Source organism: Rhizosphaericola mali (assembly GCF_004337365.2).
Classification (GTDB): domain Bacteria; phylum Bacteroidota; class Bacteroidia; order Chitinophagales; family Chitinophagaceae; genus Rhizosphaericola; species Rhizosphaericola mali.
The window spans coordinates 1022633-1048346 of sequence record NZ_CP044016.1 but is presented as its reverse complement, the minus strand read 5'-3'; the positions used below and the strand labels follow the sequence as shown (position 1 = coordinate 1048346).

27 protein-coding genes are annotated in these 25714 nt (G+C 33.9%); 17 read left to right on the top strand and 10 right to left on the bottom strand.

Annotation, left to right across the window (positions count from 1 at the left end):
• Positions 1-63 precede the first annotated feature (63 nt).
• The 4 genes from porT (at position 64) to E0W69_RS04510 (ending at position 4363) form a co-directional block, all read left to right on the top strand.
• Complete coding sequence (gene porT, locus E0W69_RS04525) at positions 64-831, top strand: type IX secretion/gliding motility protein PorT/SprT (protein ID WP_191967964.1); 768 nt, start codon at positions 64-66, stop codon at positions 829-831.
• 38 nt (positions 832-869) lie between these two features.
• Positions 870-1601 (top strand): DUF6089 family protein, encoded by a 732-nt coding sequence (locus tag E0W69_RS04520; RefSeq protein ID WP_131328846.1) that lies wholly within the window; start codon positions 870-872, stop codon positions 1599-1601.
• Positions 1602-1669: 68 nt separating this feature from the next.
• Entirely contained in the window at positions 1670-2521 is an 852-nt protein-coding gene (locus E0W69_RS04515) for a DUF6089 family protein (protein WP_131328845.1), read from the top strand.
• Between the two features lie 48 nt (positions 2522-2569).
• Entirely contained in the window at positions 2570-4363 is a 1794-nt protein-coding gene (locus E0W69_RS04510; RefSeq protein WP_131328844.1) for a UbiD family decarboxylase, read from the top strand.
• Positions 4364-4499: 136 nt separating this feature from the next.
• On the opposite strand, the gene E0W69_RS04505 is transcribed toward E0W69_RS04510, so the two are convergent.
• The 4 genes from E0W69_RS04505 to E0W69_RS04490 all read right to left on the bottom strand — a co-directional run bounded on the left by E0W69_RS04505 (position 4500) and on the right by E0W69_RS04490 (position 8843).
• Positions 4500-5252, bottom strand: a complete 753-nt coding sequence (locus E0W69_RS04505) for an SDR family oxidoreductase (protein ID WP_225321390.1) — start codon at positions 5250-5252, stop codon at positions 4500-4502.
• A gap of 61 nt (positions 5253-5313) precedes the next feature.
• Complete coding sequence (locus E0W69_RS04500) at positions 5314-5664, bottom strand: helix-turn-helix domain-containing protein (protein ID WP_131328842.1); 351 nt, start codon at positions 5662-5664, stop codon at positions 5314-5316.
• Positions 5665-5687: 23 nt separating this feature from the next.
• Positions 5688-6437, bottom strand: coding sequence for a hypothetical protein (locus E0W69_RS04495; protein WP_131328841.1), 750 nt, complete (start codon positions 6435-6437; stop codon positions 5688-5690).
• A 162-nt stretch (positions 6438-6599) separates the two neighbouring features.
• Entirely contained in the window at positions 6600-8843 is a 2244-nt protein-coding gene (locus E0W69_RS04490) for a Tex family protein (protein ID WP_131328840.1), read from the bottom strand.
• 105 nt (positions 8844-8948) lie between these two features.
• On the opposite strand from E0W69_RS04490, the gene E0W69_RS04485 reads away from it, so the two are divergent.
• The 3 genes from E0W69_RS04485 (at position 8949) to E0W69_RS04475 (ending at position 10823) form a co-directional block, all read left to right on the top strand.
• On the top strand, positions 8949-9524 hold the full coding sequence (locus tag E0W69_RS04485) for a Crp/Fnr family transcriptional regulator (protein ID WP_131328839.1): 576 nt from the start codon (positions 8949-8951) through the stop codon (positions 9522-9524).
• A 59-nt stretch (positions 9525-9583) separates the two neighbouring features.
• On the top strand, positions 9584-10021 hold the full coding sequence (locus E0W69_RS04480; RefSeq protein WP_131328838.1) for a carboxymuconolactone decarboxylase family protein: 438 nt from the start codon (positions 9584-9586) through the stop codon (positions 10019-10021).
• Positions 10022-10100: 79 nt separating this feature from the next.
• Entirely contained in the window at positions 10101-10823 is a 723-nt protein-coding gene (locus tag E0W69_RS04475; RefSeq protein WP_131328837.1) for a hypothetical protein, read from the top strand.
• A 411-nt stretch (positions 10824-11234) separates the two neighbouring features.
• On the opposite strand, the gene E0W69_RS04470 is transcribed toward E0W69_RS04475, so the two are convergent.
• Positions 11235-12425, bottom strand: a complete 1191-nt coding sequence (locus tag E0W69_RS04470) for a carbamoyl phosphate synthase preATP-grasp domain-containing protein (RefSeq protein ID WP_131328836.1) — start codon at positions 12423-12425, stop codon at positions 11235-11237.
• A gap of 62 nt (positions 12426-12487) precedes the next feature.
• Positions 12488-13534 carry a quinone-dependent dihydroorotate dehydrogenase gene (locus E0W69_RS04465; RefSeq protein ID WP_131328835.1) on the bottom strand — a complete coding sequence of 349 codons (1047 nt, stop codon included), beginning with the start codon at positions 13532-13534 and terminating at the stop codon, positions 12488-12490.
• Between the two features lie 123 nt (positions 13535-13657).
• Between E0W69_RS04465 and porV the strand changes: the two genes are divergently transcribed.
• On the top strand, positions 13658-14821 hold the full coding sequence (gene porV, locus E0W69_RS04460; protein ID WP_131328834.1) for a type IX secretion system outer membrane channel protein PorV: 1164 nt from the start codon (positions 13658-13660) through the stop codon (positions 14819-14821).
• A 75-nt stretch (positions 14822-14896) separates the two neighbouring features.
• The gene (gene ispF / locus E0W69_RS04455) at positions 14897-15376 is read left to right on the top strand and encodes a 2-C-methyl-D-erythritol 2,4-cyclodiphosphate synthase (RefSeq protein WP_131328833.1); all 480 of its coding nucleotides are present in this window, start codon (positions 14897-14899) and stop codon (positions 15374-15376) included.
• A gap of 1 nt (position 15377) precedes the next feature.
• On the opposite strand, the gene E0W69_RS04450 is transcribed toward ispF, so the two are convergent.
• Both E0W69_RS04450 and E0W69_RS04445 read right to left on the bottom strand, forming a co-directional pair.
• A complete protein-coding gene (locus E0W69_RS04450) occupies positions 15378-17570 on the bottom strand; it encodes a bifunctional alpha,alpha-trehalose-phosphate synthase (UDP-forming)/trehalose-phosphatase (protein WP_131328832.1) in 2193 nt (730 codons plus the stop codon).
• A 65-nt stretch (positions 17571-17635) separates the two neighbouring features.
• A complete protein-coding gene (locus tag E0W69_RS04445) occupies positions 17636-18052 on the bottom strand; it encodes an NUDIX hydrolase (RefSeq protein WP_131328831.1) in 417 nt (138 codons plus the stop codon).
• A gap of 134 nt (positions 18053-18186) precedes the next feature.
• Here E0W69_RS04445 and pyrE point away from each other — a divergent pair, with 134 nt between their 5' ends.
• The 5 genes from pyrE (at position 18187) to prfH (ending at position 22569) form a co-directional block, all read left to right on the top strand.
• Positions 18187-18822, top strand: coding sequence for an orotate phosphoribosyltransferase (gene pyrE, locus E0W69_RS04440; protein WP_131328830.1), 636 nt, complete (start codon positions 18187-18189; stop codon positions 18820-18822).
• Between the two features lie 32 nt (positions 18823-18854).
• Positions 18855-19811, top strand: a complete 957-nt coding sequence (gene ftsY, locus E0W69_RS04435) for a signal recognition particle-docking protein FtsY (RefSeq protein WP_131328829.1) — start codon at positions 18855-18857, stop codon at positions 19809-19811.
• A 17-nt stretch (positions 19812-19828) separates the two neighbouring features.
• A complete protein-coding gene (gene nrdI / locus E0W69_RS04430) occupies positions 19829-20200 on the top strand; it encodes a class Ib ribonucleoside-diphosphate reductase assembly flavoprotein NrdI (RefSeq protein ID WP_131328828.1) in 372 nt (123 codons plus the stop codon).
• A 351-nt stretch (positions 20201-20551) separates the two neighbouring features.
• Positions 20552-21952: an RtcB family protein gene (locus E0W69_RS04425; protein ID WP_131328827.1), complete on the top strand. Its 1401-nt coding sequence runs from the start codon at positions 20552-20554 to the stop codon at positions 21950-21952.
• Between the two features lie 2 nt (positions 21953-21954).
• The gene (gene prfH / locus E0W69_RS04420) at positions 21955-22569 is read left to right on the top strand and encodes a peptide chain release factor H (RefSeq protein ID WP_131328826.1); all 615 of its coding nucleotides are present in this window, start codon (positions 21955-21957) and stop codon (positions 22567-22569) included.
• 39 nt (positions 22570-22608) lie between these two features.
• Here the strand turns inward: prfH and E0W69_RS04415 are convergent, their stop codons facing one another.
• The gene (locus E0W69_RS04415) at positions 22609-22908 is read right to left on the bottom strand and encodes a putative quinol monooxygenase (RefSeq protein ID WP_131328825.1); all 300 of its coding nucleotides are present in this window, start codon (positions 22906-22908) and stop codon (positions 22609-22611) included.
• Between the two features lie 35 nt (positions 22909-22943).
• Positions 22944-23639 carry an alpha/beta hydrolase gene (locus E0W69_RS04410; protein WP_131328824.1) on the bottom strand — a complete coding sequence of 232 codons (696 nt, stop codon included), beginning with the start codon at positions 23637-23639 and terminating at the stop codon, positions 22944-22946.
• A gap of 179 nt (positions 23640-23818) precedes the next feature.
• On the opposite strand from E0W69_RS04410, the gene E0W69_RS04405 reads away from it, so the two are divergent.
• The 3 genes from E0W69_RS04405 (at position 23819) to E0W69_RS04395 (ending at position 25690) form a co-directional block, all read left to right on the top strand.
• Positions 23819-24169, top strand: a complete 351-nt coding sequence (locus E0W69_RS04405; RefSeq protein ID WP_131328823.1) for a winged helix-turn-helix transcriptional regulator — start codon at positions 23819-23821, stop codon at positions 24167-24169.
• A gap of 101 nt (positions 24170-24270) precedes the next feature.
• Complete coding sequence (locus tag E0W69_RS04400; RefSeq protein WP_131328822.1) at positions 24271-25233, top strand: NAD(P)H-dependent flavin oxidoreductase; 963 nt, start codon at positions 24271-24273, stop codon at positions 25231-25233.
• A gap of 10 nt (positions 25234-25243) precedes the next feature.
• Positions 25244-25690 carry a DUF4442 domain-containing protein gene (locus tag E0W69_RS04395; protein ID WP_131328821.1) on the top strand — a complete coding sequence of 149 codons (447 nt, stop codon included), beginning with the start codon at positions 25244-25246 and terminating at the stop codon, positions 25688-25690.
• The last annotated feature ends 24 nt before the right edge of the window (positions 25691-25714 follow it).

Below are 25714 nucleotides of genomic sequence, written 5' to 3'. Positions count from 1 at the left end.
AGACAATTATTCTTTTTAAATGTCGTTAAGTTATTCAAAGAAAATCAATTATTAATGTTTCATATGAAAAGCATTTGCGCTTTAATTATACTTATATCCATTTCAAGTGGAATTAAAATATACGCTCAAGATGGATATTTTGAAAAAAATGATCATGATGAACTCCCTTATTATTTTGGTATTTCATTTGGATATAATTCTTCCTTCTTAAAAACTACAAAATCTGGTCTTTTTAATGAGCAAAGCAACTTCAAAAGAGCTGAATCTGGATCTAGTGGCGGAATTGAATTAGGCTTAATGGGAACATTAAAATTAGCTAGACATTGGGAATTAAGAACTGTACCAAAATTAATTATAGGTGGGTCTAAATATTTGAATTATTATTATGCTGATGGTGCCATACCTACGGATAAAAGCAATTTACTTGTATCAAGCTCTGGAGATTATTACGAGCAAATGAAATTACCTCAAACACTAATCAGTATTCCTTTGCACGTAAAATTCACATCTGACAGAATAAATAATTACCGTGCATATTTATTTGGCGGCCCAAAAGTTGATTTTAACTTATCAAGTAATTCTCAAGAATATACAGCAGAAAGGGATTTGGGCAATGCGACAGCTCCTTTAATGAGAAAAGTATCTTTTGGTGGAGAAATGGGAGCAGGTGTACACATTTACTTACCGTTTGCTGTTATTTCACCTGAATTTAGATTTAGTAGCTCATTCATGAATGATCATAGAAGAGATTTTTCAAATCCTTATTCGGGGGATACATTTAATAAGTTACAACAAAGGATGTTGAGTTTTTCTATCAATATCGAACAATAATCTGTAGCATTGCAAATTTTAATTCTGTTTTGAACAATATGAAGTCACTTTTTTTTCAATGTACCTTTGCCCTTTTATCAATGCTAATCATTTCTCAGGTACATGGTCAATCTTTTAGCGAAAAATTACATTTAGGTATTGGGTTTGGACCTATGCGTTATTATGGTGATATCTATAGTGAATATACTCAATTTTCTGTTGCTGGTAATATAAGATATGAACTTAATGATCATTTTTATATAAAAGGTCAAGTAACATTTGGTTCCGTTGGAGCGAGCGATCAAGGTAGTGAAAGACAACAATTACATCCATTTAGATCTAATATCCAAGAGATCAGCATCATGCCAGAATTTGACTTGCTTAATATGAATGAAGGTAGTAAATGGACTCCTTATATATTTGCAGGTGTTGGTTATTTTCACTACACCCCATTTTACTACGAATATAACGATGTTACCAAAAGATATGATAAGTATAATTACGACTTAGCATCAGTTCCTAGAAAAATAAATATACCATTTGGTGGTGGCATAAAATATGCTATTACGGACAATATACGCCTATTTGGTGAAGGTAATTTTAGATTAACTAATACAGATGAAATTGATGGATATCAATTTAAAAGTTCCTCTATAAAAAATGATGTCTATTATAATTTTTTGTTTGGTGTAACATTTAGATTAGGTGGCGATTATAGCAGCCATCGTTCTCAAAAATCAAGTGGACATAGCAGGCGAAATCTACAAAATTGCCCTCCCGTATATTTGTAAATATTTGAGTCGTTCTAACCAAGTGTATGTTTTTTAATCCAACATTTAAAATACTAATTTTTCTTTTATTGATCCAAAATATAAGTTTTTGTCAATCAGAATCTTTTTGGGAAAAAACGCATTTAGGTTTAGGCGTTGGGGTTAATACATTAGGTGGAGAAGGTGGTTTTCAATATAAAAAATATCCAGCATTTCAATCATACTTGGCTTATGAAATGACTAATCACATTATTTTAAGAGGTCAACTTTTTTACACCAATGCAGGAGGTTCATCTGAAGGATTAGGTTACGTACCCAGTTGGGAAAATAATGGAGAAATTGGTAAAATCGTCAACAGTGGAAGCGAACCAACAGGTACGACAGTCTTACCATATCAATTTAAATCTAGAATTGAAGAATTAGGTATTATTCCTGAATACGATTTTTTTGATATAACTACAGGTGAAAGAAAGTTTACTCCGTATGTATTTACTGGATTAAACTTTTATCATTATAATCGTTATTTTATTTTCCCCAAAGGTTATATCGATCCTATTACGGGAAAAGCAATTAAATCTGAAAATGGAGGAATTTTTTTACCTGATGGAGTACAAACAGATCCCAAAGGGTCTAGCCACTCCTCTACCATGTATAACATCCCAGTAGGTTTTGGAATCAAATATGCCCCAACTAAATTTATTGGTCTATATGCTGAATTTTCAAGACGTATTTTATTTACGGATTATATAGATGGATATGGATCTACCGCCTTATATGACAATAATAGCAATGATTATTATTATCCTATTATGATTGGTGTAAATTTTAGACTGGCAGGTTTTGAAACTTCTTTATTTAGAAAACATCCAAAATTAGATACTGGACCAAAAGAGAAGCGAACTAATTATGCAAAGAAAGGTTGTCCTCCTGTTTATCTTTAAAAACTACACTTTTACGTAATATTGCAATCCTATTTGAAAACTTGGAATATGGCGTATACTTCATTGGAGGATTGTTTAAATGATTTAGAAAAAAATGGACAGCTTACCATAATTAAGGAGGAAGTAGATCCTTATTTAGAAATGGCTGCCATTCAAAGAATTGTATACCAGCAACAAGGTCCGGCTATTCTTTTTGAAAAAGTCAAAGATTCCAAATTCCGCGCTGTTGCGAATATATTTGGGACACTTGATCGGTCGAAATTCATCTTTAGAAATAGCCTCAAATCAGTTCAAGACCTTATTCAAATAAAAAATAATCCGGCAGCGGCATTTCGTAAAATTTCTGCTTTATCCAAAGCCAGATTTGCACTGCCCAAAAAACAATCCTTATCCAAATTAAAGAATTTTGAAGAAATCCGAATTCAAGACTTACCACTAATTACCTGTTGGGAAATGGATGGAGGCGCATTTATTACTTTACCACAGGTATTTTCTCAAGATCCAATAAATAATGATATTGCACACTCCAATATTGGGATGTATCGTATCCAATTGTCTGGAAATGAATATATTGCAAATAAAGAAATTGGACTACACTACCAAATCCATCGAGGTATCGGGATTCACCAACAAAATGCCATAGAGCAAAATCAGCCTTTAAAAGTGAGTATTTTCGTAGGTGGTCCTCCTGCACATACAGTTGCTGCGGTAATGCCTCTACCCGAAGGTATGAGCGAAGTCAATTTTGCTGGTTTATTGGCAGGTCGTAGATTTCGATATGCAGTTGATAATGGAAATGTAGTGAGTTTGGATGCCGATTTCGTAATTACAGGAGAAATTAATCCAAATGAATTAAAACCCGAAGGTCCATTTGGTGATCATTTAGGATATTATAGCCTTGCGCATCCTTTTCCCGTATTGAAGGTATCCAATGTATTGGCAAAGAAAAATGCTATTTGGCCTTTTACAGTGGTCGGTCGCCCACCTCAAGAAGATACGAGTTTCGGTGCATTAATTCATGAAATTACTGGAGATGCTATCAAAAATGAATTGCCTGGAGTTCAGGAAGTGCATGCGGTTGATGCGGCTGGCGTACATCCACTACTCTTAGCTATTGGAAAAGAGCGTTATACGCCATATTTAGATATTACTGAACCTGCCGAAATATTGACACAATCCATGCGAATTTTGGGTACGGGACAATTGAGTTTGGCTAAATATTTATTTATTACTTCACAAGCAAAAGATTGTCCTTCAACGCATGATATTCCCGCTTATTTCAGATATATATTCGAACGAATTGATTTCAAACGAGATATTCATTTTATCACCAATACAACCATCGACACCTTAGATTATTCAGGTTTTGCATTAAATAAGGGAAGTAAGGTCATCTTTGCTACCGCTGGAAAAAAATTAAGAGAATTAGCTACCAATCTGCCAAAAGAAATTACCAATATTTATCCAAATGCAAAATTAGTTTTGCCTGGTATTGTTGCGATAGATATGGGAAAATATGATGCAAATATCCATCTTGATTCAGCAATTGAAAATATAAATTTGGATTGGGAAAATCTAGGAATTGCCATGATTGTAATTACCGAAAATCCAGACTTTTTGTGCGAAAATTTGAACAATTTTCTTTGGGTGACTTTTACACGTACAAATCCGGCTAAAGATATATTGGGAATACATTCCTTTTATTCCGATAAACATTGGGGTTGTGAAGGTCCGATCATTTTAGATGCGAGAATTAAACCACACCACGCTCCTGCGTTAGAAGAAAATCCTGAAGTATATAATCGAGCTTTGCAAATCTGCAAAAAATATCAACTTATCTAAAAAAATATGGGGGTAACTGAGAACAGAAACCCCCTTTCAACCCTAAACCCTTAAAAAACATTTATTAGTTCTCTAAAACCGTACCAACTTTCCATATATCTATATGAAATTTTATATTTGGTAGATTTTAACAAAATTATCTTGTGGTATATCCACCATTGGCAAAAATGGTCTGTCCAGTTATCCACCAACCATCTGAAACCAAAAATTCCACCAATGGAGCAATGTCTTCAATTTTGGTTAGTCCGCCCAATGCCGCTGCCGATTTATGATACGCAACAGCATCCGCATTTTCTTGTCCATAGAAAAATGGTGTATCCATCGGACCTGGTGCAACAGCCGTAACTGAAATACCTCTTTCTCCAAATTCTTTAGAAGCCGCACGTGTAAAATGTTCCACTGGAGCTTTCAAACCTTCATAAGTGGAATACAAGCCTGTGTACGCCGCCAAAAGAGAAGTTACAATCGTGCAGATTTTTCCATTATTATTTAATTTTTTGCCAGCTTCTTGTATGAAAAAATAAGCAACTTTGGAATTGATATCACTCATACTATCATATTCCGCTTCTGTTGTGTCTACAAAAGGCTTTTTCAATACTTTTCCTACGGTATTTATCGCAATATCAATACCACCAAAATGCGCAATTGTTTCATCAAACAATTTGGTAATATTTTCAATTTTGGTCAAATCCGCTTGTATTAAAATCGCTTCTGCACCCAAACTTTTCACTTCTTCTAGCGTTTTTTCCGCATCGTTTTTTGAGCTTTCGCTATTATAATGAATAGCAATTTTTGCTTGTTTTTTGGCAAAATCTTTACTTAATAATCCGCCAAGGTTTTTACCACCACCTGCGATCAGGATTACTTTTCCTGCAACATTATGAGACATAATTCATATTTTTTGGTTAGTACAAATGTTCACATTTTCAAGATAACAAAATGGTGAACTTTTAGGTTTTATTTTTTCGAAATTGTAAGGGCGTTTTTCCTGTCCATTTTTTAAAAAATTTGGAAAAATTAGACGGATCATAGGTAAATGTCAACGCAATCTTTGCCACGGTCCAATCTGTTTTTTTTAAATAATATTCAGCCTTTTCAATAATTTTCAAATCATAAAAATAGCAAGGATGATGTCCTTGCTGTTTTTGTACGATATCTGTTAAGTGTACATGAGAAATATTCAAAGCGGTAGCAATTTGGTTCAATTCGAAAAATTCTGAACATTTCCCTTGTATAACATCCTCAATATGTTGATCCAAAAATTGGAAATAGGAACTTACAATTTCTTCTTGGCGATTCATATTTAAATATAGTAAACATCTACTTATTCCGCACCTTTCAGCGTAAAGACAATACCAGAATATTTTTCTTTATCATCACCAATATATACGGCATCATAACTCATCTTATCACTTTCCGATAATTGGGATTTGAGGAAAGGATAACTAATTTTTTCTAGATTAGGTTCCCATTCTGATTCATTTTTGGGCTTAATCGAGGAAATATGCGACATTTCAAACATTGCTTTTACGGGAATTGTCTGCTTACTTCTTTGGATATATATAGTATCTTGATCAATTTTTACAATTTTGATCCAACTTTCTGGTAGTCCATTTACACTATTACCTTCTGCATCGGTAAAATTGGAAATGCCGTATAATTGACCAGGTTTCAAGGCTTGTAATTGTTCGGTTAAATGTGCAGATTGACCTTTTAAATCATTGGTTTTGATTTTATTTTTGATACTAAAAATAATGGCAGCTATAATAAGAACAACAATTGTGTACAAAAAACCTTTCCACAATTGGAAATAAGGAATTTTCAATTGTCTTTTAAAGTTTTTGACTTCATTTTTTATCTCATCAGAATAATTTCTCGCATGTATCAATTGGCCATTTACATCATATAATCTGGAAATTTTCACCAAACCACCACCATAGCTCATATACACAAACTTGCGTGCTGGGGTTATTATTTTTAATGTAAATCGTTGCGTATGCGTTTCATTTTTTAATGTGGCAATTATTTCCTTTTCTCCTAAGACATAATCATACATTTGGTAAAAAAAAATCATAATAAAATCTCTAATTAAAATTTAAAGTGTAAAAACAACCTTTTACCAAAAACCAAACCAATTTTATTGTAAATCAATTTTTTAAGCATAGAAGCATTTGTCTATATATGTAAAAAAGAGAATGCAATGCATTCTCTTTTTTACATATATTCCATAATTCAATTAATGAGAAAACTTATTTTTCAAAGCCGAAAGTGCATCACTTAGTGACAATTCTTTTGCGGGCTCTGCTGCCTTTTGCGGACGCTGATTATTAGGTTTATTACGTCTTGCATTAGGATCAACTTCTTCCGTTTGCTTGATCGATAAGGCGATTCTTTTTCTGTTCAAATCCACTTCTAAAACTTTTACTTTTACCTTATCATTTAATTTCAAAGCTTCATTTGGATCAGAAATATATCTATTGCAAATCTCACTTACATGCACCAATCCATCTTGTTTAACGCCAATATCAACAAATGCACCGAAACGCGTCAAATTAGTCACGATTCCAGGAACAATATCGCCGACTTTCACATCTTCAATTTTGTAAATATCCGCATATTCAAATTGCTCCAATTCACTTCTCGGATCCAAACCAGGCTTGGTCAATTCGGACAAAATATCTTTGATGGTTAATTCTCCGATTGTTTCGTTGATATAGTTTTTAGCATTGATTTTTTTAATAATTTCAGAATTACCAATCATCGCTTGAACCGACATTCCAAGATCATCTGCCATTTTTTTAACCAAAGTGTAAGACTCTGGGTGAACCGCACTTGCATCTAAAGGATTTTCGCCATCTTTAATGCGTAAAAATCCAACACATTGTTCGAATGCTTTGTCACCCAATCGAGCGACTTTTTTCAACTCATTACGATTTTTGAATTGTTTATTTTCATTGCGATATTTCACAATATTTTCCGCAATAGACGGTCCAATACCCGAAACATAACTCAACAAATGCTTACTCGCTGTATTTAGATTTACACCAACGGCATTCACACAACTGATCACCGTTTGATCTAATTTTTCCTTCAATCTTACTTGATTGACATCATGTTGATATTGACCAACGCCAATGCTTTTTGGATCTATTTTCACCAATTCGGCTAAAGGATCCATCAAGCGACGACCGATACTTACAGAACCTCTTACCGTAACATCTTCTTCTGGAAATTCTTCACGCGCTGTAGCAGAGGCAGAATAAACAGAAGCGCCATCTTCATTGACCAAGAAAACAGGCAAATTCAATTTCAAGGATTTGATAAATTGCTCGGTTTCGCGTCCTGCTGTACCATCGCCAATCGCAAAAACTTGCGTTTCATATGTATGTACATAAGCGCGAATTAAAGATTCTGCTTCTTGTAGTTTGTGATTTTTTTCATGGACAAATATCAAACCCGTTTTCAATAATCCACCGCTTTCACTTAATACAACTACTTTACAACCAGTACGATATCCCGGATCAATTGCAATTAATCTTTTGCTCCCCAATGGCGAGGATAATAATAATTGGCGGAGATTTTCGGCAAATACATTAATCGCTTCTTCATCCGAATTATTTTTTAATAAATTTCTAAATTCAGATTCCAAACTAGGTTGTAACAATCTACGATATGCATCTTTCAATGCTTTTTTAACTTGCTCAACGGAAGGGTTTAAACTGTTGGTGATAAAGTTTTTCTCCAAAATTTCAGTTGCGTATTCCTCTTCTGGAGAGATAGAAACACGCAAATAACCTTCCAAAAATCCACGCAAAATCGCCAAAACGCGGTGCGATGGCACTTTGGAAATCAATTCAGAGAAATCAAAATAATCTTTATATTTCTCCGCTTCTTTTTCTTTGTCCGAAATTACCTTGCTTTGAATTGTTGCTTCTTTTTCAAATAAATGACGGATTTTAGTACGAATATTTGCATCTTCATTAACCACTTCCGCTATAATATCACGTGCACCTTGCAAAGCTGCATCCGAACTTAATACATTGTCATTCAAATATTTTTCTGCTTCAGCGACAATGTCCATATCCTTTTGTTCCAATAACAATTGAGATAATGGTTCCAAACCATTTTCACGAGCCGTCTGCGCTTTTGTTTTTCTTTTTGGTTTGTATGGCAAATAAATATCTTCTAATTCATTGATGGTAATCGCTTTATCAATTTTAGCTTGAAGTTCCTCCGTCATTTTGCCTTGTTCGGATATTGTCTTTTCAATAAAAGCTTTTCTATCCGAAAATTCTTTCAACGATTTCTCTTCTTCTTGAATTTGTTGGATCTGAACTTCATCCAGATTTCCCGTACGATCTTTACGATATCGAGCGATAAATGGAATCGTCGCACCTTCTCCAAGTAACGCCAAAACAGCATCAACTTGATTGGGCTTTATATTTAATTTCTGTGCAATAGCATTGCTAAATTCCGACATATTAAAATCATTAGTTAGACGGCGAAGATATACTACCTTGGGTTAAATTAAAACATCGGTGGATAAATCAATTTTGGATAATTTTGAAGTAGAAAAAAATCAAAGATGACAGATGCCTTGTTGCGCCATATCCAAAAATTTATCCCATTTTCGGAGAACGATTGGTTAGAGGCGAGTAAATATTTCACAATCATTTCTGCGAAAAAGAAAGAAATCTTACTGCGCGAAGGACAGATCTGTCGATCTCATTATTTTGTTGCTGCTGGATGTATCAGAATGTATTTTATCGATAAAAAAGGAATGGAAAAAACGGTCCAGTTTGGCTTAGAAAATTGGTGGTTGGCAGATTATTTTTCCTTCATGCATCAAGAACCTTCTGATTTTTTCATACAATCCGTTTTGAAATCGGAATTATGGACCTTAACACCAAGTGCAGAAACCGAAATTTTGGATAAACACCCTTCTTTAGAAAAATATTTTAGGATTGTCCACCAAACGGCTCATGCAGCATCTCAGCGGCGAAATAAAGAATTTTACGCTATGAGCAAAGAAGAAATCTTCTATCAATTTTCCCAATCCTTTCCAGATTTTGTACAAAGTGTGCCACAGTATATGCTCGCCTCCTATTTGGATATTACACCAGAATATTTGAGTGAATTGCGCGCACGTAATATTTCTTAAACCAGTTTAATTTTTCCGTCCACCGCAAACAACAATTTTGCCTCATAAAATTATATATTATGAAGAGCAGAATGAATCTTGCGGCATTACAGCCCGAAGCTTACAAAGCAATGTTAAGTTTGGAAAAATACTTACAAACGGTTGACATCTCTCCCATTTTGAAGGAATTGATCAAATTAAGAACATCCCAGATCAATGGTTGTGCCTTTTGTTTGGATATGCATTCTAAAGATGCGATCAAATTAGGGGAAACATCTCAACGTATTTTCGTGTTAAGCGCATGGCGCGAAACAAATCTTTTTTCGGAAGAAGAAAAAGCAGCAATCTTAATGACGGAAGAAATTACATTAATTCAAAACCAAGGATTATCCGAATCAACTTATCAAAATGCATTGAAATATTTCAGTGAAATCCAGATCGCGCAAATTATCATGGCAATTATTACAATCAATGCGTGGAATAGAATAGCGATTAGTACACACATGGAGATTGTATAAAAAAATTAAAGCAAATATAAATTAAAAGTTCTTTGTTTTTCAAAGTGCTTTTAATTTATATTTGCTTTAAAAATCAACCATGCTTAATTCAATAATCCCGATTAAATCCTTTATAAATTCCTATTTCAAAGTTTGGTGGAAACCTTTGACAGGTTTTATTCCTATTGTAGGAATATTTTTCTTAGGTATTGTATTAGAAAGAGATTTTATTATTGATATCTTTTTAAGTTGTTTACTTCTTAATGCTATTTGCGTCTTAATATCTGCCGTTATTCAAATTTTTATTAGTAAATGGTTTTGGTTGTTTCCTCAGATTATAATAACAATAATGCTTCTGTTCTTTTTTGGATTTGTATTTTTATTCTCACCACCAGATTACTATGCAAATCACAAAACAATTCCATCAAACATAAAATATGAAATACCTATAGAACTCACGCCAAGTGAAAAACTGTTAAAAAAGCAACATGTTGTATTAGGTGTAGGCATGCAACCAGGTATATATTTATTTTTTACAGATTATAAAGAAACTGCTGATAGTAAGTTATATTTAAAAGCTGTAGATATTGATAATAATAATTTGTTATCTCCTGAAGATATTAAAAGTAGCACTTTATTAAGATCCCGATCCGGGTGGAATTTTCCCAAAGGAAACTTTACATGTGGTCAATTTACAATATATGAAGGTGATTGGGGCTACAAATATATTGCAAGGATTGAGTTATGGTCTTTTAATATAAAAAGAAATGAAGATCGAAAACTAGCTGAGGTAAATTATTTAATTGAAGGATGGCAGAGATAATTGAAATTGTTTATATAATAAAATTGGCTCCGATAGAAATCGGAGCCGCAACCAAAACTAACTGCTTATGAAAAATCTTTATATTTTAAACTTTATATATTTCCTTATTTGTTGACACAAAGATATAGCTCATTTTAAGACTATACTATAGAATATCGGTAAACGTCACATTTTTATCGAGGAATGAAAATATTTGCATAAATAACTCAAAACGAGAGAGAAACATATACAAAAAAATAGGCCCCGATGGAAATCGGAGCCGCAACCAAAACTAACTGCTTATGAGAAAATTTACTATTAAATTGCTTGTATATAATAGACTTGGAATGATAATTAAAGTTTAACGGGGTAAATAAATTTTTTTAAAAAATTTTATTTACCCCGTTAATTATATTAATAAATTGCTGAATTCTAGCTCAATAACATACTTCTTTCTCTTACTAAAGTTCTAAAATATGGATCTCTTAGATCTTTAATAAAGCGGATAGCCTCTCCTGTACTTTTCATTTCAGGTCCTAATTCCTTATTTACTTTAGGGAATTTGTTGAAACTGAATACAGGTTCTTTGATAGCAAATCCTTCTAATTTTCTTTCAATTTTGAAATCTTTAATTTTCGCAGAACCTAACATTACTTTAGTCGCAATGTTTAAGAAAGGAACTTGATATGCTTTTGAAATAAATGGAGTTGTACGAGACGCTCTTGGATTGGCTTCGATTACGTAAACTTTGCCATCTTTAATAGCGTATTGAATATTGATCAAACCTTGAATGTTCAAAGCTTTAGCTATTTTTTCTGCATATATAGCCATTGTATCTAATTCCAACGGAGTTAGATTAAAAGCAGGTAATACAGAGTTACTATCCCCAGAGTGAATACCTGCTGGTTCTATATGCTCCATCGATCCCATAATGCAAAAACTTTCGCCATCATAGATAGCATCAATTTCCGCTTCTTGACATCTTTCCAAGAAATGGTCAATCAAAATATGATTACCAGGGATGAAATTCAACAAATCTACTACCGCAGTTTCCAAATCTTCATCGTTTAAAACGATTTTCATTTTTTGACCACCTAATACGTAACTAGGACGTACCAAAACTGGATAACCTACTTTATTGGCAACTTCGATTGCTTCATCTGCTGTGAATGCAGAACCATATTCAGGATAAGGAATTTCTAATTCTTTCAATAAATCACTGAAACGACCTCTATCTTCTGCGATATCCATATTATCAAAAGAGGTTCCAATGATTTTTACACCATATTCGGTAAGATTTTTCGCCAATTTCAAGGCAGTTTGACCACCTAATTGTACGATTACACCTTCTGGCTTTTCTAAATCAATGATTTCTTTAATATTTTCCCAAAATACTGGTTCGAAATATAATTTATCTGCGATATCAAAATCTGTAGACACGGTTTCAGGATTACAATTGACCATAATTGCTTCATAACCACTTTCTTTTATTGCTAAAAGTCCATGTACGCAACAATAATCAAATTCGATACCTTGACCGATTCTATTAGGGCCACTGCCTAAAACAATAATTTTTTTCTTAGAAGACGGGATTGATTCGTTGGAGGAGATAGTATTGCTCATTTTTTTATAAAATTGTGCAAATTTACGAGTAAAAAAAGAAATTTAAAAATAAGTTTGTGTTTCTATTTATTTTGGGATAAATATGTGCATATTTTTTTCACAATTGCAGGTCCTTCATAGATAAAGCCTGTCCAAATCTGAACGAGTTTTGCACCTTTGTCTAGCTTTTCTTTAGCATCTTGTCCTGTAAAAATGCCACCACTAGCCAATATAGAAATATCTTTAGATAAATTTTTATACAAATAATCCAATATTTCTGTCGATTTATTTTGTACTGGTTTGCCACTCAATCCACCAGCGCCGATGGCATTGACCTCATTAATATTTGTAGTTAAATTGCTTCTATCGATCGTTGTATTAGTCGCTACCAAACCAGAAAGCTTCGATGTTTGCGCAATTTCTATAATATCATCCAATTGACTTTCAGTTAAATCTGGTGCAATTTTTAAAAACAATGGACGAGGATTTTTCTTTCCTTGATTGATGTTCTGCAAGTCCAGCATAATCTTTGAAAGCGCAGATTTTTCTTGCAATTCACGCAAACCAGGTGTATTGGGTGAGCTAACATTGACTACAAAATAATCTACATTATCAAATAAAACATTGAAACAAATCTCATAATCTTTATACGCTTCTTCATTAGGCGTAACTTTATTTTTCCCAATATTTCCACCTATAATCATGGCATTATTCCCCACATCTTTCCATTTTGCCACACGACTATTTGCAGCTTCTACGCCATCGTTGTTAAAACCCATACGATTAATCAAAGCTTTATCTTGAGGTAATCGGAACAATCTTGGTGCAGGATTTCCCGGTTGCGCTTTAGGTGTAACCGTACCAATTTCCATATACCCAAATCCCAAAGCTTCCAACTCACGTAAGTACAACGCATTTTTATCAAAACCAGCCGCCAAACCCACCGGATTTCTAAAATCTAATCCCCACAATTTTTGATTCAAATCAGTATGATTATAAGAAAACTGATTACGAACGATTGACTTTAAAGCGCCAATTCCGCAAATCGATTGTAATGCGGACATGCTAATGTGATGCGCTTTTTCTGGAGAAAATTTAAAAAGTAAATTCCTTGCAATGGGATAAATCATGGCGCGAAGATAATTTGAACTAAGAAAATTACCATTGATTATCACACAATTTTGAATGAAAAAAATGAAAAGTACAATAGTTCGTTTCAACATGCGTTTAAGAAATACGAATAAATTTAATATATGCATCATAAGGTTTGGATTTGGAGTCTTTTTACTATAGGTTTTCTATCGATCACAGCTTCGCCATTAAGTGCACAATCCGTAAATATTGTAAGTACCTCAGTTCCATTCCTCCGTGTATCTCCAGATGCTAGAGCTGGCGCAATGGCTGATGCAGGCTTAGCCTTAAGCCCTGATGCAAATGCAACATTTTGGAATTCTGCGAAGTCTGTATTTGCTCAATCTAATTCTCAATTGGGATTAACTTATACACCTTGGTTAAAAGATATAGCTCAAGACGTATACTTAGTTACCGCTGCAGGTTATACCAAGATTAATGACAACCAAGCTGTAACAGGAGGTATTCGTTATTTTAATTTGGGACAAATGCAACTTACGGATGCATCGGGCAATTTATTACAAAATACACGACCAAAAGAATTCTCCCTAGAAGCCGGCTTCAACCAAAAAATCACGGACGTCTTAAGTGCTGGCGTTACATTTAGATATATAAATTCTAATTTAGTTTCTGGAGCAATCAACGGATCTAATTACAAGGCAGGAACAGCATTTGCAGGTGATATTTCCATATTTTACAACAATTTGAATGAAAACGGAGCAGGTGTTACTGCTGCATTAACCGCATCTAATCTTGGTTCGAAAATTTCCTATACAAATGATGCTCAATCTAAGCAGTTTATACCTGCGAACTTGGGTATTGGTATTGCGAATACATGGGTATTAGATGATCTTAGCAAATTTACTGGAACTATCAATGCCAATCACTTACTTGTACCATCTTATCCATCCTACACCAATTCTGATGGTAGTACTTTAACAGATGCTCAACAAGACGCTTACGACAAATCGGTGGCAGACTACTATAGCTATGGAGTGTTTCAAAGTTGGAGCAAATCCTTTAGTAATAAAGCATACAGCATGAGTCTTGGTGGAGAATATTCTTATAATAATCAATTCTTTGCAAGAGCAGGTTATTATTGGGAAACAAAAGAAAATGGTAATCGTAAATATCTTACTGCTGGTGTAGGTTTGAAATACAGTACATTTGATTTAAGTTTTGCATACTTAGCACCATCAGGAAGTGGACTAAATAGAAATCCACTCTCGAACACCTTACGTTTTGGAGTAATATTTGATTTAGCGTCTATTGCAAATAATAACTAAGAATATTAAAATACTAGATTAAGCCTGCAATTTTATATATTTTGCAGGTTTTTTAATGAATACTATACATATCATATGAATTTAAGAATAGGACAAGGAATAGATTATCATCGTCTAGTTGAAGGTCGCGATTTATGGTTGGGTGGCATCAAAATACCTCACACCAAAGGTGCATTGGGGCATAGCGATGCAGATGTCCTTTTACATGCGATCTGTGACGCACTTTTAGGTGCTCTATCATTGGGAGATATTGGTGTTCATTTTCCAGATACATCCAACGAGTTTAAAGATATTGACAGTAAAATTCTTTTGAAAAAAACATATGATTTAATTACTGAAAAAGGTTGGAAGGTCAATAATGTCGATGCAACATTACTTTTGGAAAAGCCAAAAATCAAGAAATTCGTACCGCAAATGCAAGACACAATTAGCAAAATATTGCAAATTGACCTCGATGCGGTTTCTATAAAAGCGACAACTGCAGAGCAATTGGGCTTTATTGGAAAAGAAGAAGGCGTCGTAGCTCAGGCTGTTACACTCCTTGTAAAAGATTAATTTACAAGGAGACCATATCTTTTAGGAGTTTACGTACATCTTTTTGTTGTTCAACGTAATATTTAGCTTTAGAAAATTTTTGTCCTACTTTCACTGTTATCCGATCATCTTCTGACAGAGTTCTAAACATATCTTCATCTGTAACATCATCTCCAATTGCAAATACAAAATCAGGTTGGTAATTTGTCAGATCCAACCATCGCTGTATTGCCTTCCCTTTATTTATTTCAGCACTTTTTATCTCGACTACTTTATCGCCATACATAAATTGCAACCCTTTATTTCTAATAATAAAATTCAAATCATTCATTATTTCATTAGCTCGCAATTTACCTAATTCATTATCAGCATTCCTATAATGCCAAACCAATGAATGGCTTTTATCTTCAATAAAAGAACCCGGTGTTTTATCTGTAATTGTTTCGATTACAGGCAATACAGTCTTCTTCCACTCATTATTTAATCCATTAATTGTTTCCCAAGGTTGACTTGTTCCAATTTTGAACCAAACACCATGCTCTCCAATTAAGTCCATGTTCATTTTTCCAAACCATTTTTCCAAAGTTTCATGATTTCTTCCACTGATAATCACTACTTTATTTTTTGGATCATTAGTTATTTTTTCCAAGATATCAAAAAGCTCTTTATCTGGATAAGTCTTTTCTATATTGGAATTAAAGCCAACTAAAGTACCGTCATAATCAAAAAATAAAACACGCTTTTGGGCATTCGCATAACGAGCACGCAAACGTTCCATATTTTCTGCAATACTTTTTGTTTTGAAAGACGTTTGTAATTTTTTTACTTCTCTCAATTTTTCCATGAATATTTTAACCCAATGAACAATATTGAATTTTTCAATTATTTGACGCATTTTGACCATGCGTATTTGTTGTTCTTTGGGGGACATTTTGATAGCTGCAACTATTGCCTCTTCTATTTGCCCAATATCATTTGGATTAACAATTAAAGCGTCGCCTAATTCCCTAGAAGAACCTGCCATTTCACTCAAAATTAAAACGCCATCTTCTTCATTTCTACTAGCAACATATTCTTTACAAACCAAATTCATCCCGTCACGCATTGGTGTCACCAGACATATATCGGACATTTGGTATAATGCAGACAAATATTCCACAGGAAAAGATTGATAAAAATATTCTATCGGACGCCAATCCAAAGTACGGAATCGGGCGTTAATATCACCTACAACTTTATCAATTTCATCTTTCAATTCCTTATATCTATATATTGAATCACGAGAAGGCACTACTATCATAAACAAAGTAACCTTGCCTTTATATTCTGAATGTTTTTGTAGAAATTGTTCGAATGCATGTATTCTTGGCAAAATGCCTTTGCTATAATCCAATCGATCAATCGACAAGACAATTTTCGTATCACCAAATTGCCTTTTTAAATTAGCAACATCTTTTTGCGTAGCTTGTAATTTGGGAAGTTTAGAATTGAATTTTTCAAAATCAATCCCCATTGGAAAAGCATCAACAGAACTAATTTCGCCTTTATAAAAAATCACATTGGAATTAATCGTCGTATCTAATAATCGAGAAGCGCTATCAATAAAATGATTGACATCATCAATCGTATGAAATCCTAACAAATCAGCACCTAGCATGCCATCCAATAATTGCTTACGCCAAGGAATCAGTCTAAATATTTCAAAAGAAGGAAAAGGAATATGTTGAAAAAAACCTATCGATACATTTTTACATTTCTCCTTGATTAAACGCGGCAATAACAATAAATGATAATCATGTATCCAAATGGTATCGCCGTCTTCCACTAATGGAATAATTACTTCTGCAAATTTTTCATTTACCTCTTGATAAATTTTCCAATCTGCATCATTGTAGCGCGCATAATTAGTGGCATAGTGAAATATCGGCCAAAGTGTGGCATTGGAAAATCCCAAATAAAATCCATCTACTTGTTTTTTGGAAAGAAATATGGGTTTTAAATGCATTTCAGCTAACTGGTTTTCAATATCCAGTTGTGCATCTGTGTCTTTGACAACCATTCCAGGCCATCCTACCCATATATTATCATTACTTTTTTTGAAAACAGATTCTAAACCTGTAGCCAAACCGCCTTCGCTATGATGTAGTGTATTCTTATTTTTTTTTGTAACTATTTTGATCGGTAATCTATTGGAAATAATTATCGCTTTACTCATATTAAGATTTCCAACATTCAAATAAGCAAATTGTTCAATTTTTACTCTAAAAACATCAAAAACGACTAAATTAAGCCGGCATTTCCCAATATTTCTTTAATTGTTGGATAAGTATTTTCCAATTTTGATTTTATTTGATCTATTGGAATCCATTCTGCCTTTGTAATATCTTCGCTCGTTTGCGGAGTAGCGCCTGGCGTACCATCAACATACATTTTGAACCAATGTGTTTCTTTAATTACATCTTCATTGGTATATTTATTGAAATATTCATGATAAGTAAGACCCACCAATTCTTTTAATTGTATTTGATGAATATTTGTTTCTTCTTCCACTTCACGTACCGCACATTCCTCTATCGTTTCGCCTTCTTCCCATTTCCCTTTAGGTAAATCCCAATATCCCAATCGGAAAATCATCAACAATTCATTTTTACTGTTTAAAAGTAATCCACCTGCGGCGATAATCTTTGGTTTGTCCATTTCGAAAAGAATTTTTACAAATATTCAAAAACTAAAATGGATATACAAGATTAGATGTCAACATAGTAGGATAAATATTTACCTAAAAAAAGTCCGTTTTTATTACCTTCGTCACCTTAAAGATCAATAAGAAGATGTCCCTAACAAGCGAAAAAGTCATCGCCGAAAAATTATTACAGGCTGGCGCAGTAAAATTAAGTGTAGACAAACCATTTGAATGGGCTAGCGGTTGGCATAGTCCGATCTATTGTGATAATAGGAAAGTACTCTCCTTTCCGTTCATCAGAGATTTTATCAAAAGTGAAATGTGTGATGTAATTTTCGAATTATATCCAGAAGCGGAAGTATTGGCAGGAGTGGCTACAGCGGGTATTCCTTGGGGAGCGATGGCTGCGGATCAATTGAAATTACCTTATATATATGTACGTCCAAAACCGAAAGCTCATGGATTGGGTAATCAAATTGAAGGCGTATTTGAAAAAGGTCAGAAAGTAATCGTCATTGAAGATTTAATTTCTACAGGGAAAAGTAGTTTGGAAGTAGTCGAAGTATTGAGAAAAGAAGGCGTAGAAGTCATTGGCATGGTTTCTATTTTCAATTATGGATTTCAAACTGCAGTAGATAATTTTGCGCAAGCAAATGTTCCCTATAAATCACTGACCAATTATAATGCATTGATTGAATTGGCGTTGGAAAATGGTACAATTCCTGCTGAAGCAAAAGAAACTTTGCACCAATGGAGAGAAAATCCATCTGAATGGGGCAAATAAGGAAGTTTTACACATAACATCATTTATACTATATGGGATTTTTTGGAAATCTATTCGGGAAAAAAGAAAAGGAAAGTCTTGATCAAGGTTTGGAAAAAACCAAAGAAGGATTTTTCTCAAAAATAACCAAAGCAATAGCAGGTAAAAGTACAGTTGATGACGAGGTACTAGACAACTTAGAAGACGCTTTGATTACTGCTGATGTAGGCGTGGATACGACATTGGAAATTGTAAAACGTGTCGAACAGCGTGTGGCAAAAGACAAATACGTCGGCACCTCCGAATTAAACAAACTTTTACAAAGCGAGATTGAAGGAATTCTTGTAGATCACGCAGATACTTCCTATAAAAACTTTGGAATTCCAGAAGGCAAAAAACCTTATGTAATATTGGTTGTCGGTGTAAATGGTGTGGGTAAAACCACGACAATTGGAAAGCTTGCGCACAATTTTAAAAAAGCTGGCAAAAGCGTTATTCTTGGAGCAGCAGATACCTTTAGAGCTGCGGCAGTGGACCAATTGGTTATTTGGAGTGAAAGAGTTGGCGTTCCTATTGTAAAGCAAGCAATGGGCTCAGATCCAGCTTCAGTGGCTTTCGACACAGTACAAAGTGCTGTTGCACAAGGAGCAGATGTCGTGATTATAGATACAGCTGGTCGTTTGCATAATAAAGCATATTTGATGGACGAATTGAGTAAAATCAAAAGAGTTATTCAAAAAGTTATCCCTGATGCACCACATGATGTCATGTTGGTTTTGGACGGGTCTACCGGTCAAAATGCATTGGAACAAGCCAAACAATTTACAGCAGCAACAGATGTCAAATCTTTGGCAATTACCAAATTGGATGGAACCGCAAAAGGTGGTGTTGTTTTAGCCATAGCAAGTCAATTTAAAATTCCGGTTAAATATATTGGCGTCGGAGAAAAAATTGATGATTTAATCATTTTTGACAAACATGAATTTGTAGATAGTTTATTCAAATTGTAAAAAGAAGGGGTTATGTAATGATCATTTATTTTGATAGTTTGACAGGAAATACGAAAAGATTTGTAGAAAAAGTTAAGAAAGAAAGACCAGATTGGACGATACAAAAAATCAGCAGCAATCTTCAAATAAATCAAAAAGGCCATCTCATAACTTACACAATCGGCATTGGAAATATTCCTATTTCTACAACGCAATTCGTAAAAAAAAATAAAGATTTTTTATTATCAGTTTCCTCAACTGGAAATCGCAATTGGGGAGATAATTTTGGATTAGCAGCAGATAAATTATCCAAACACTATAACTTACCTATTGCGTTCAAACTAGAGTTAAGCGGCACGAATGCAGATGTAAAAAGTTACATAGAAATACTAGAAAAATTAGGTGAATAATTACCCACTTTTTCAAATAAAAAATAGCAACTATAAATTATAGTTGCTATTTTTTTGCTGATAATTTTAAAATAAATTTTGAGATTTAGATTTTAGTTCTAATTTTGCCTTTGTAAATAATATTGTGTAACCTTTTAAATACACAATTACCATGAAGAGTTTAACTACCATATCAACTATTCAGTTTATTGCAGCCTAAAGGTCGCAACAAATTCCCTTTTATTTTATCTCAATAATATTATTAGGAGTCGTTTACCCTTTATTATCTCTGCATACGTTTCAATTTAATTTATCATTTATTCCAAAAATTGGAATTATAACTCGTGCATGCAATATGCACATAGTAAACATATGGGCAGTATAAAACCAAAAAAATTAAGCCAAATAGGCTTTACTGACAATACTATAAAAAGTCAAATACTCGGAATCATTTCTAAAAACTATAAACATTCCGACGATACAACTATAGAAAATATTTTAAAATCAATATTAGAAAATCCAATAAAATTTCAATCAAATATCATTTGGAAAAATGTAGCGAAGAAACTTGTGGGGGAAGAAGAAACGAAGAACTTCAACGATTATAAATTAGAGCCTCAGCCCCTTCCCTACGCTATTTATGGAAAGAAAGACATCGATACTTTGGCAATCCAACAAATGGATACAAGTATGCGCTTACCAATTTCAGTTAAAGGTGCGTTGATGCCTGATGCGCATGCAGGATATGGACTTCCTATAGGAGGCGTTCTTGCCACAAAAAATGTTGTGATACCCTATGCCGTTGGGTTGGATATTGGATGTCGTATGGCTTTAACCATTATAGACGCCAATGACAGATATTTGGATCAAAATCATTTTTCAATAAAAAATGCAATAAAATACAACACGCACTTTGGTATGAATGGGACGATTGGAATTCGTCAGGAGCATCCAATATTAGAAGATCCTAGATTTCAGAATTCTGATTTGCTTAAAAAATTATTTCCTAAAGCAGTATATCAATTAGGAACTTCTGGCAGCGGCAATCATTTTGTTGAAATGGGAATTGTCGAACTAGAAGAAAATAATTTATTGAACCTTCCAGCCAATAAATATCTGGCGCTTTTAAGTCATTCTGGGAGTCGGGCATTAGGAGCTAATATAGCAAAACACTACACAGATATAGCAATGGATATTTGTCGATTACCCAAGCCAGCACAGCCGTTTGCATGGTTAGATTTGGATAGCGAACCTGGTCAAATGTATTGGACTGCGATGTCGCTTGCTGGAGATTATGCGAAAGCATGCCATGACCGAATTCATGAAAATATCTTACATGAACTTGGTTTACATAGTTTGGCTAAAATAGAAAACCATCACAATTTCGCATGGAAAGAAAAACTAGAAAATGGTGAAGAGATTATAATTCATCGAAAAGGTGCTACACCTGCACATCAAGGTGAATTGGGAATCATCCCTAGCAATATGATGGAAATCGCATATATAGTTAGTGGCAAGGGAAATCAAGATGCCTTAAACTCTGCATCTCACGGCGCTGGTCGTTGGATGAGTCGACAAAGAACGAAAGAATCTTTAACAGTTTCGGATTTGAATAAAAGACTCAGACAAGCGTACATTACATTGATCGGAGGTTCTGTAGAGGAACATCCTTTTGCGTATAAAAACATACAAACAGTTATGGAAGCACAAAAAAGTCTAGTCAATATTGAAGGTAAATTTTATCCTAAAATTGTAAAAATGAACAAAGAGTAACTATGGAAAATTTAATTATACATATCTCCTCTGGTCAAGGTCCAGAAGAATGTTGCCGAACTGTATTTCATGTAAAAAATCGTTTAGAAATATATTTAAAGAATTTAAAATTGGAAGTTCAAACTATAGGACTTTTTAAAAGCGTAGAAAAGAATAGTTTTCATTCAACAACTATTTCAATCAAAGGAATGGATTTGGAAAATATTTTAAAAGAATGGGTTGGAACAATTCAATGGATTGCGGCAAGTCCATTTCGCCCAAAACATAAAAGGAAAAATTGGTTTATAAGTATTTCCAAGTTTAAACCAATCACAATAAAAAATTGGAATGAAAAAGATTTCAAATTTGACACTTGCCGCGCTAGCGGACCAGGCGGACAAAATGTAAACAAGGTTGAGTCGGCCGTAAGAGCAATTCATCCAGCTACAGGAATTTCAGTTCAAGTTGCTGAAAAAAGAACACAATTAGAAAATAAAAAGATTGCGCAAGAGCGACTTTTAGATAAATTACAAAAGTTGAACGAACAAGAAATTGTCCAATTTCAAATCACACAATGGAATACAAACAAGCAATTAGAAAGAGGAAATCCAATTAAAGTTTTTAACGAACCACTTTAATCGAAAAAGACACTCAAATGAGTGTCTTTTTAAGTAATATTAGAATTCAGTTAAAAATGTCAACTTTGAAGGTTGAATCTTTTTATCACTTGAGAATTCAAAAAATTGTATTGCATGTTCGGTCTTTACATGCGCATCCAAAGCTTCTTTAGATGCATATACTTCAAAAAATATCAGACAATTTGGATCATCTGATTTATAAGTGAGCGTCATTGACTCAACGCCAGGTTCTTTGAATAATGCAATTCGGACAGATTTTATTGCTGCTTCTTTTACAGCCTCCAAAAATTCTGGCTTGACAAATATTTCCGCTAATAAAATAACTTTTGAATTCTTCATTGTATGCCATATTTATACTAACAAAAAGAAACTAATTATTCGGTTAAAGATGCTGCAGCCTCCAAAATTAATGCAGTAACTTCATTTGCATTTGAAGCCATAGATGCATGTCCTGCATCTAAAAATATGGTTTTTTGAGCCTTTATTCTCTCTGCAAAAAAAGTTTCCGTTGCAGGTGGAATCATTTTATCGTTATTAGATACTTGATACCAACTTGGTTTATTTTTCCATGCGGGTTCTCCTGAGGGCGCACCGAATGCGGCTCCTGTAATTGGTTTTTGAGATAAGGACATGACAATCGCATCGTCCTCTGATACACCTTGACAAAAAACATCATGATACTTGTCATAATTTACATACAAATACCCTGATGGACCTGGAGCGATTGCTGCAGCGCCCTCTGGAGCTTCTCTCAATTGAAGTAAACCTCCAGCAGACTCTCCGGACTCTGGTGCAAATGCGGCGATATATACCAGACCTTTGACACTAGGTAAATTGCCTGATTGTGTAATTACCATACCGCCATAGGAATGTCCAACAAGTAAAGTTGAACCTTCTAAAGAAGAAACCATATCGCTTGTTCTCTGTACATCTTCATCTAATGATGTTAGTGGAAGTTGCACAGCTCTAACATTATAACCATTTGCAACTAAAGTTGGAATTACATATTTCCAATGTGATCCGTCTCCAAATGCGCCATGAACTAAAACGATGTTTAATTTTGTAGACATTGTTATTTGTTTTAATAATTTAAAAAAGGAAGAGAATAACAAGAAAGCGAGGAGAGACTTTATTTTTTAGCCTAAAATTACTCAGTTATTATGCTCTTTAATTTCTAATCAAAGCAAAACAAATTTTAATTTTTAAGTAAAAAGTAAGAAATATTGTCCATAGTACATATTTTTATACCATGAAAGCTATAAGAAAAACAAAGGATTTTAATCCATGCAATTGTCCGGTTACTCATAGTTTTAATAAAATAGGCGGAAAATGGAAAATCACAATTTTTTACTTAATTAGCAAAAGTTATTTCCGATCTTCTGCTATGTTGAAAGTTTTGCCCACTATCAGTAAACAAACGTTACTAAATCAACTTAAAGAACTAACAGAAGATCAATTAATTGAGCGTATTGTATTTCCAGAAATGCCTCCAAGAGTTGAATATCATTTAACTGAATATGGATTAACAATCATTCCTGCTATTAAAGGTCTTCAAGAATGGGGATTAAAGGACATGGCAAGAACAGTTATTGAAAAATAAAAAAGAAATGATTCTGTTCAATATTTGACTTATATTAAAAAAAAATTACTGCCATGCAATTGCAAAGCAATTTGATTAAATTGCTCTTACAATTGCACTATATGAATATAAATGAATTGAAAGAACGAGTCAGTTTGCCAGTGATTGTTTCGCCGATGTTTCTAGTTTCCGGAACTAAAATCGTCATTGAATCTTGTAAAAATGGTATTGTTGGAACTTTTCCAGCGCTGAATGGACGAACTTCTGAAGATTTCGAAAATATGTTGAAAGAAATTATTTCAGCATTGGAAGAATTTGAAAAAAGTTCGGGAATTAAACCTGCGCCATTCGGTGTAAATCTTATCGTTAATAAGACCAATCCGAGATTGTTGCCGGACTTACAATTATGTATCAAATATAAAGTTCCGATAATTATCACATCCCTTGGTGCGGTCAAGGATATTGTAGACGCTGTGCATGATTATGGCGGAATTGTATTACATGATATTGTGAAAAAGCGTCATGCCGAGAAAGCAATTGAGGCGGGCGTTGATGGTATTATTTGCGTAGCTGCTGGTGCTGGCGGTCATGCTGGCACAGCAAATCCCTTTGCACTGGTGGAAGAAATAAGAGATTTTTATAAAGGTTTTTTGGTACTTGCTGGAGCTATTAATAATGGAAAGGATATCGTTGCGACCACTAGCATAGGCGCGGATTTCGCATATATGGGAACTCGATTTATAGCAACTGAAGAAAGCTTGGCAAGTTCAGACTATAAAGAATTATTGGAAACTGCGATCATTGATGATATCATTTATACAGATGCCGTTTCAGGCGTGAATGCCAATTTTCTTTTGCCTAGTATTGAAAAATCAGGATTTGATTTAACACATAAAAAAGAAGAAGACTTTTCACAATTGTCCGGTGCACATGCAAAAGCTTGGAAAGACGTATGGTCTGCCGGTCATGGTGTTGCAGGTATCCACGAAATTTTGCCCGTTGAAAAATTGGTCAATAATTTAAAATCGCAATACAAAGAAACTTTATTGAAAAATAGTGAAACACTAAAGTCACTGAAATACTAAAATAATTATAATGAACCAAGAGCAATTTAAAGCCGTTATTACGTCTCAAATTCCGATAGCATGGATTGCAGGTGTACGTTTGGGAAGTTTTGAAAAAGATAAAGTACAAACCTATGTGGAACTAGATTTCTTAAATCAAAATCCATTCAAAAGTATGTTTTGGGCAGTACAAGGTATGGCTGCAGAGTTTTCTGGAGGTATGATATTATTGGAAAAAGTACAAATTACAGGACAAAATATTTCTACATTGGTGGTTGGTTTAGAAACTATGTTCACCAAAAAAGCAGTTGGGAAAATCACTTTCACTTGCGACCAAGGTGCTTTAATTGATGAAAAAATCACAGAAGCTATAGATACAAAACAAGGTGTAATGTTCAAATTAATCAGCATAGGAACCGACGAAAGCGGGGATCAGGTTGCAAAATTTCAATTTACATGGAGTATTAAAGTGAAATAGAATAAAGGGAAATAATTCCCTTTA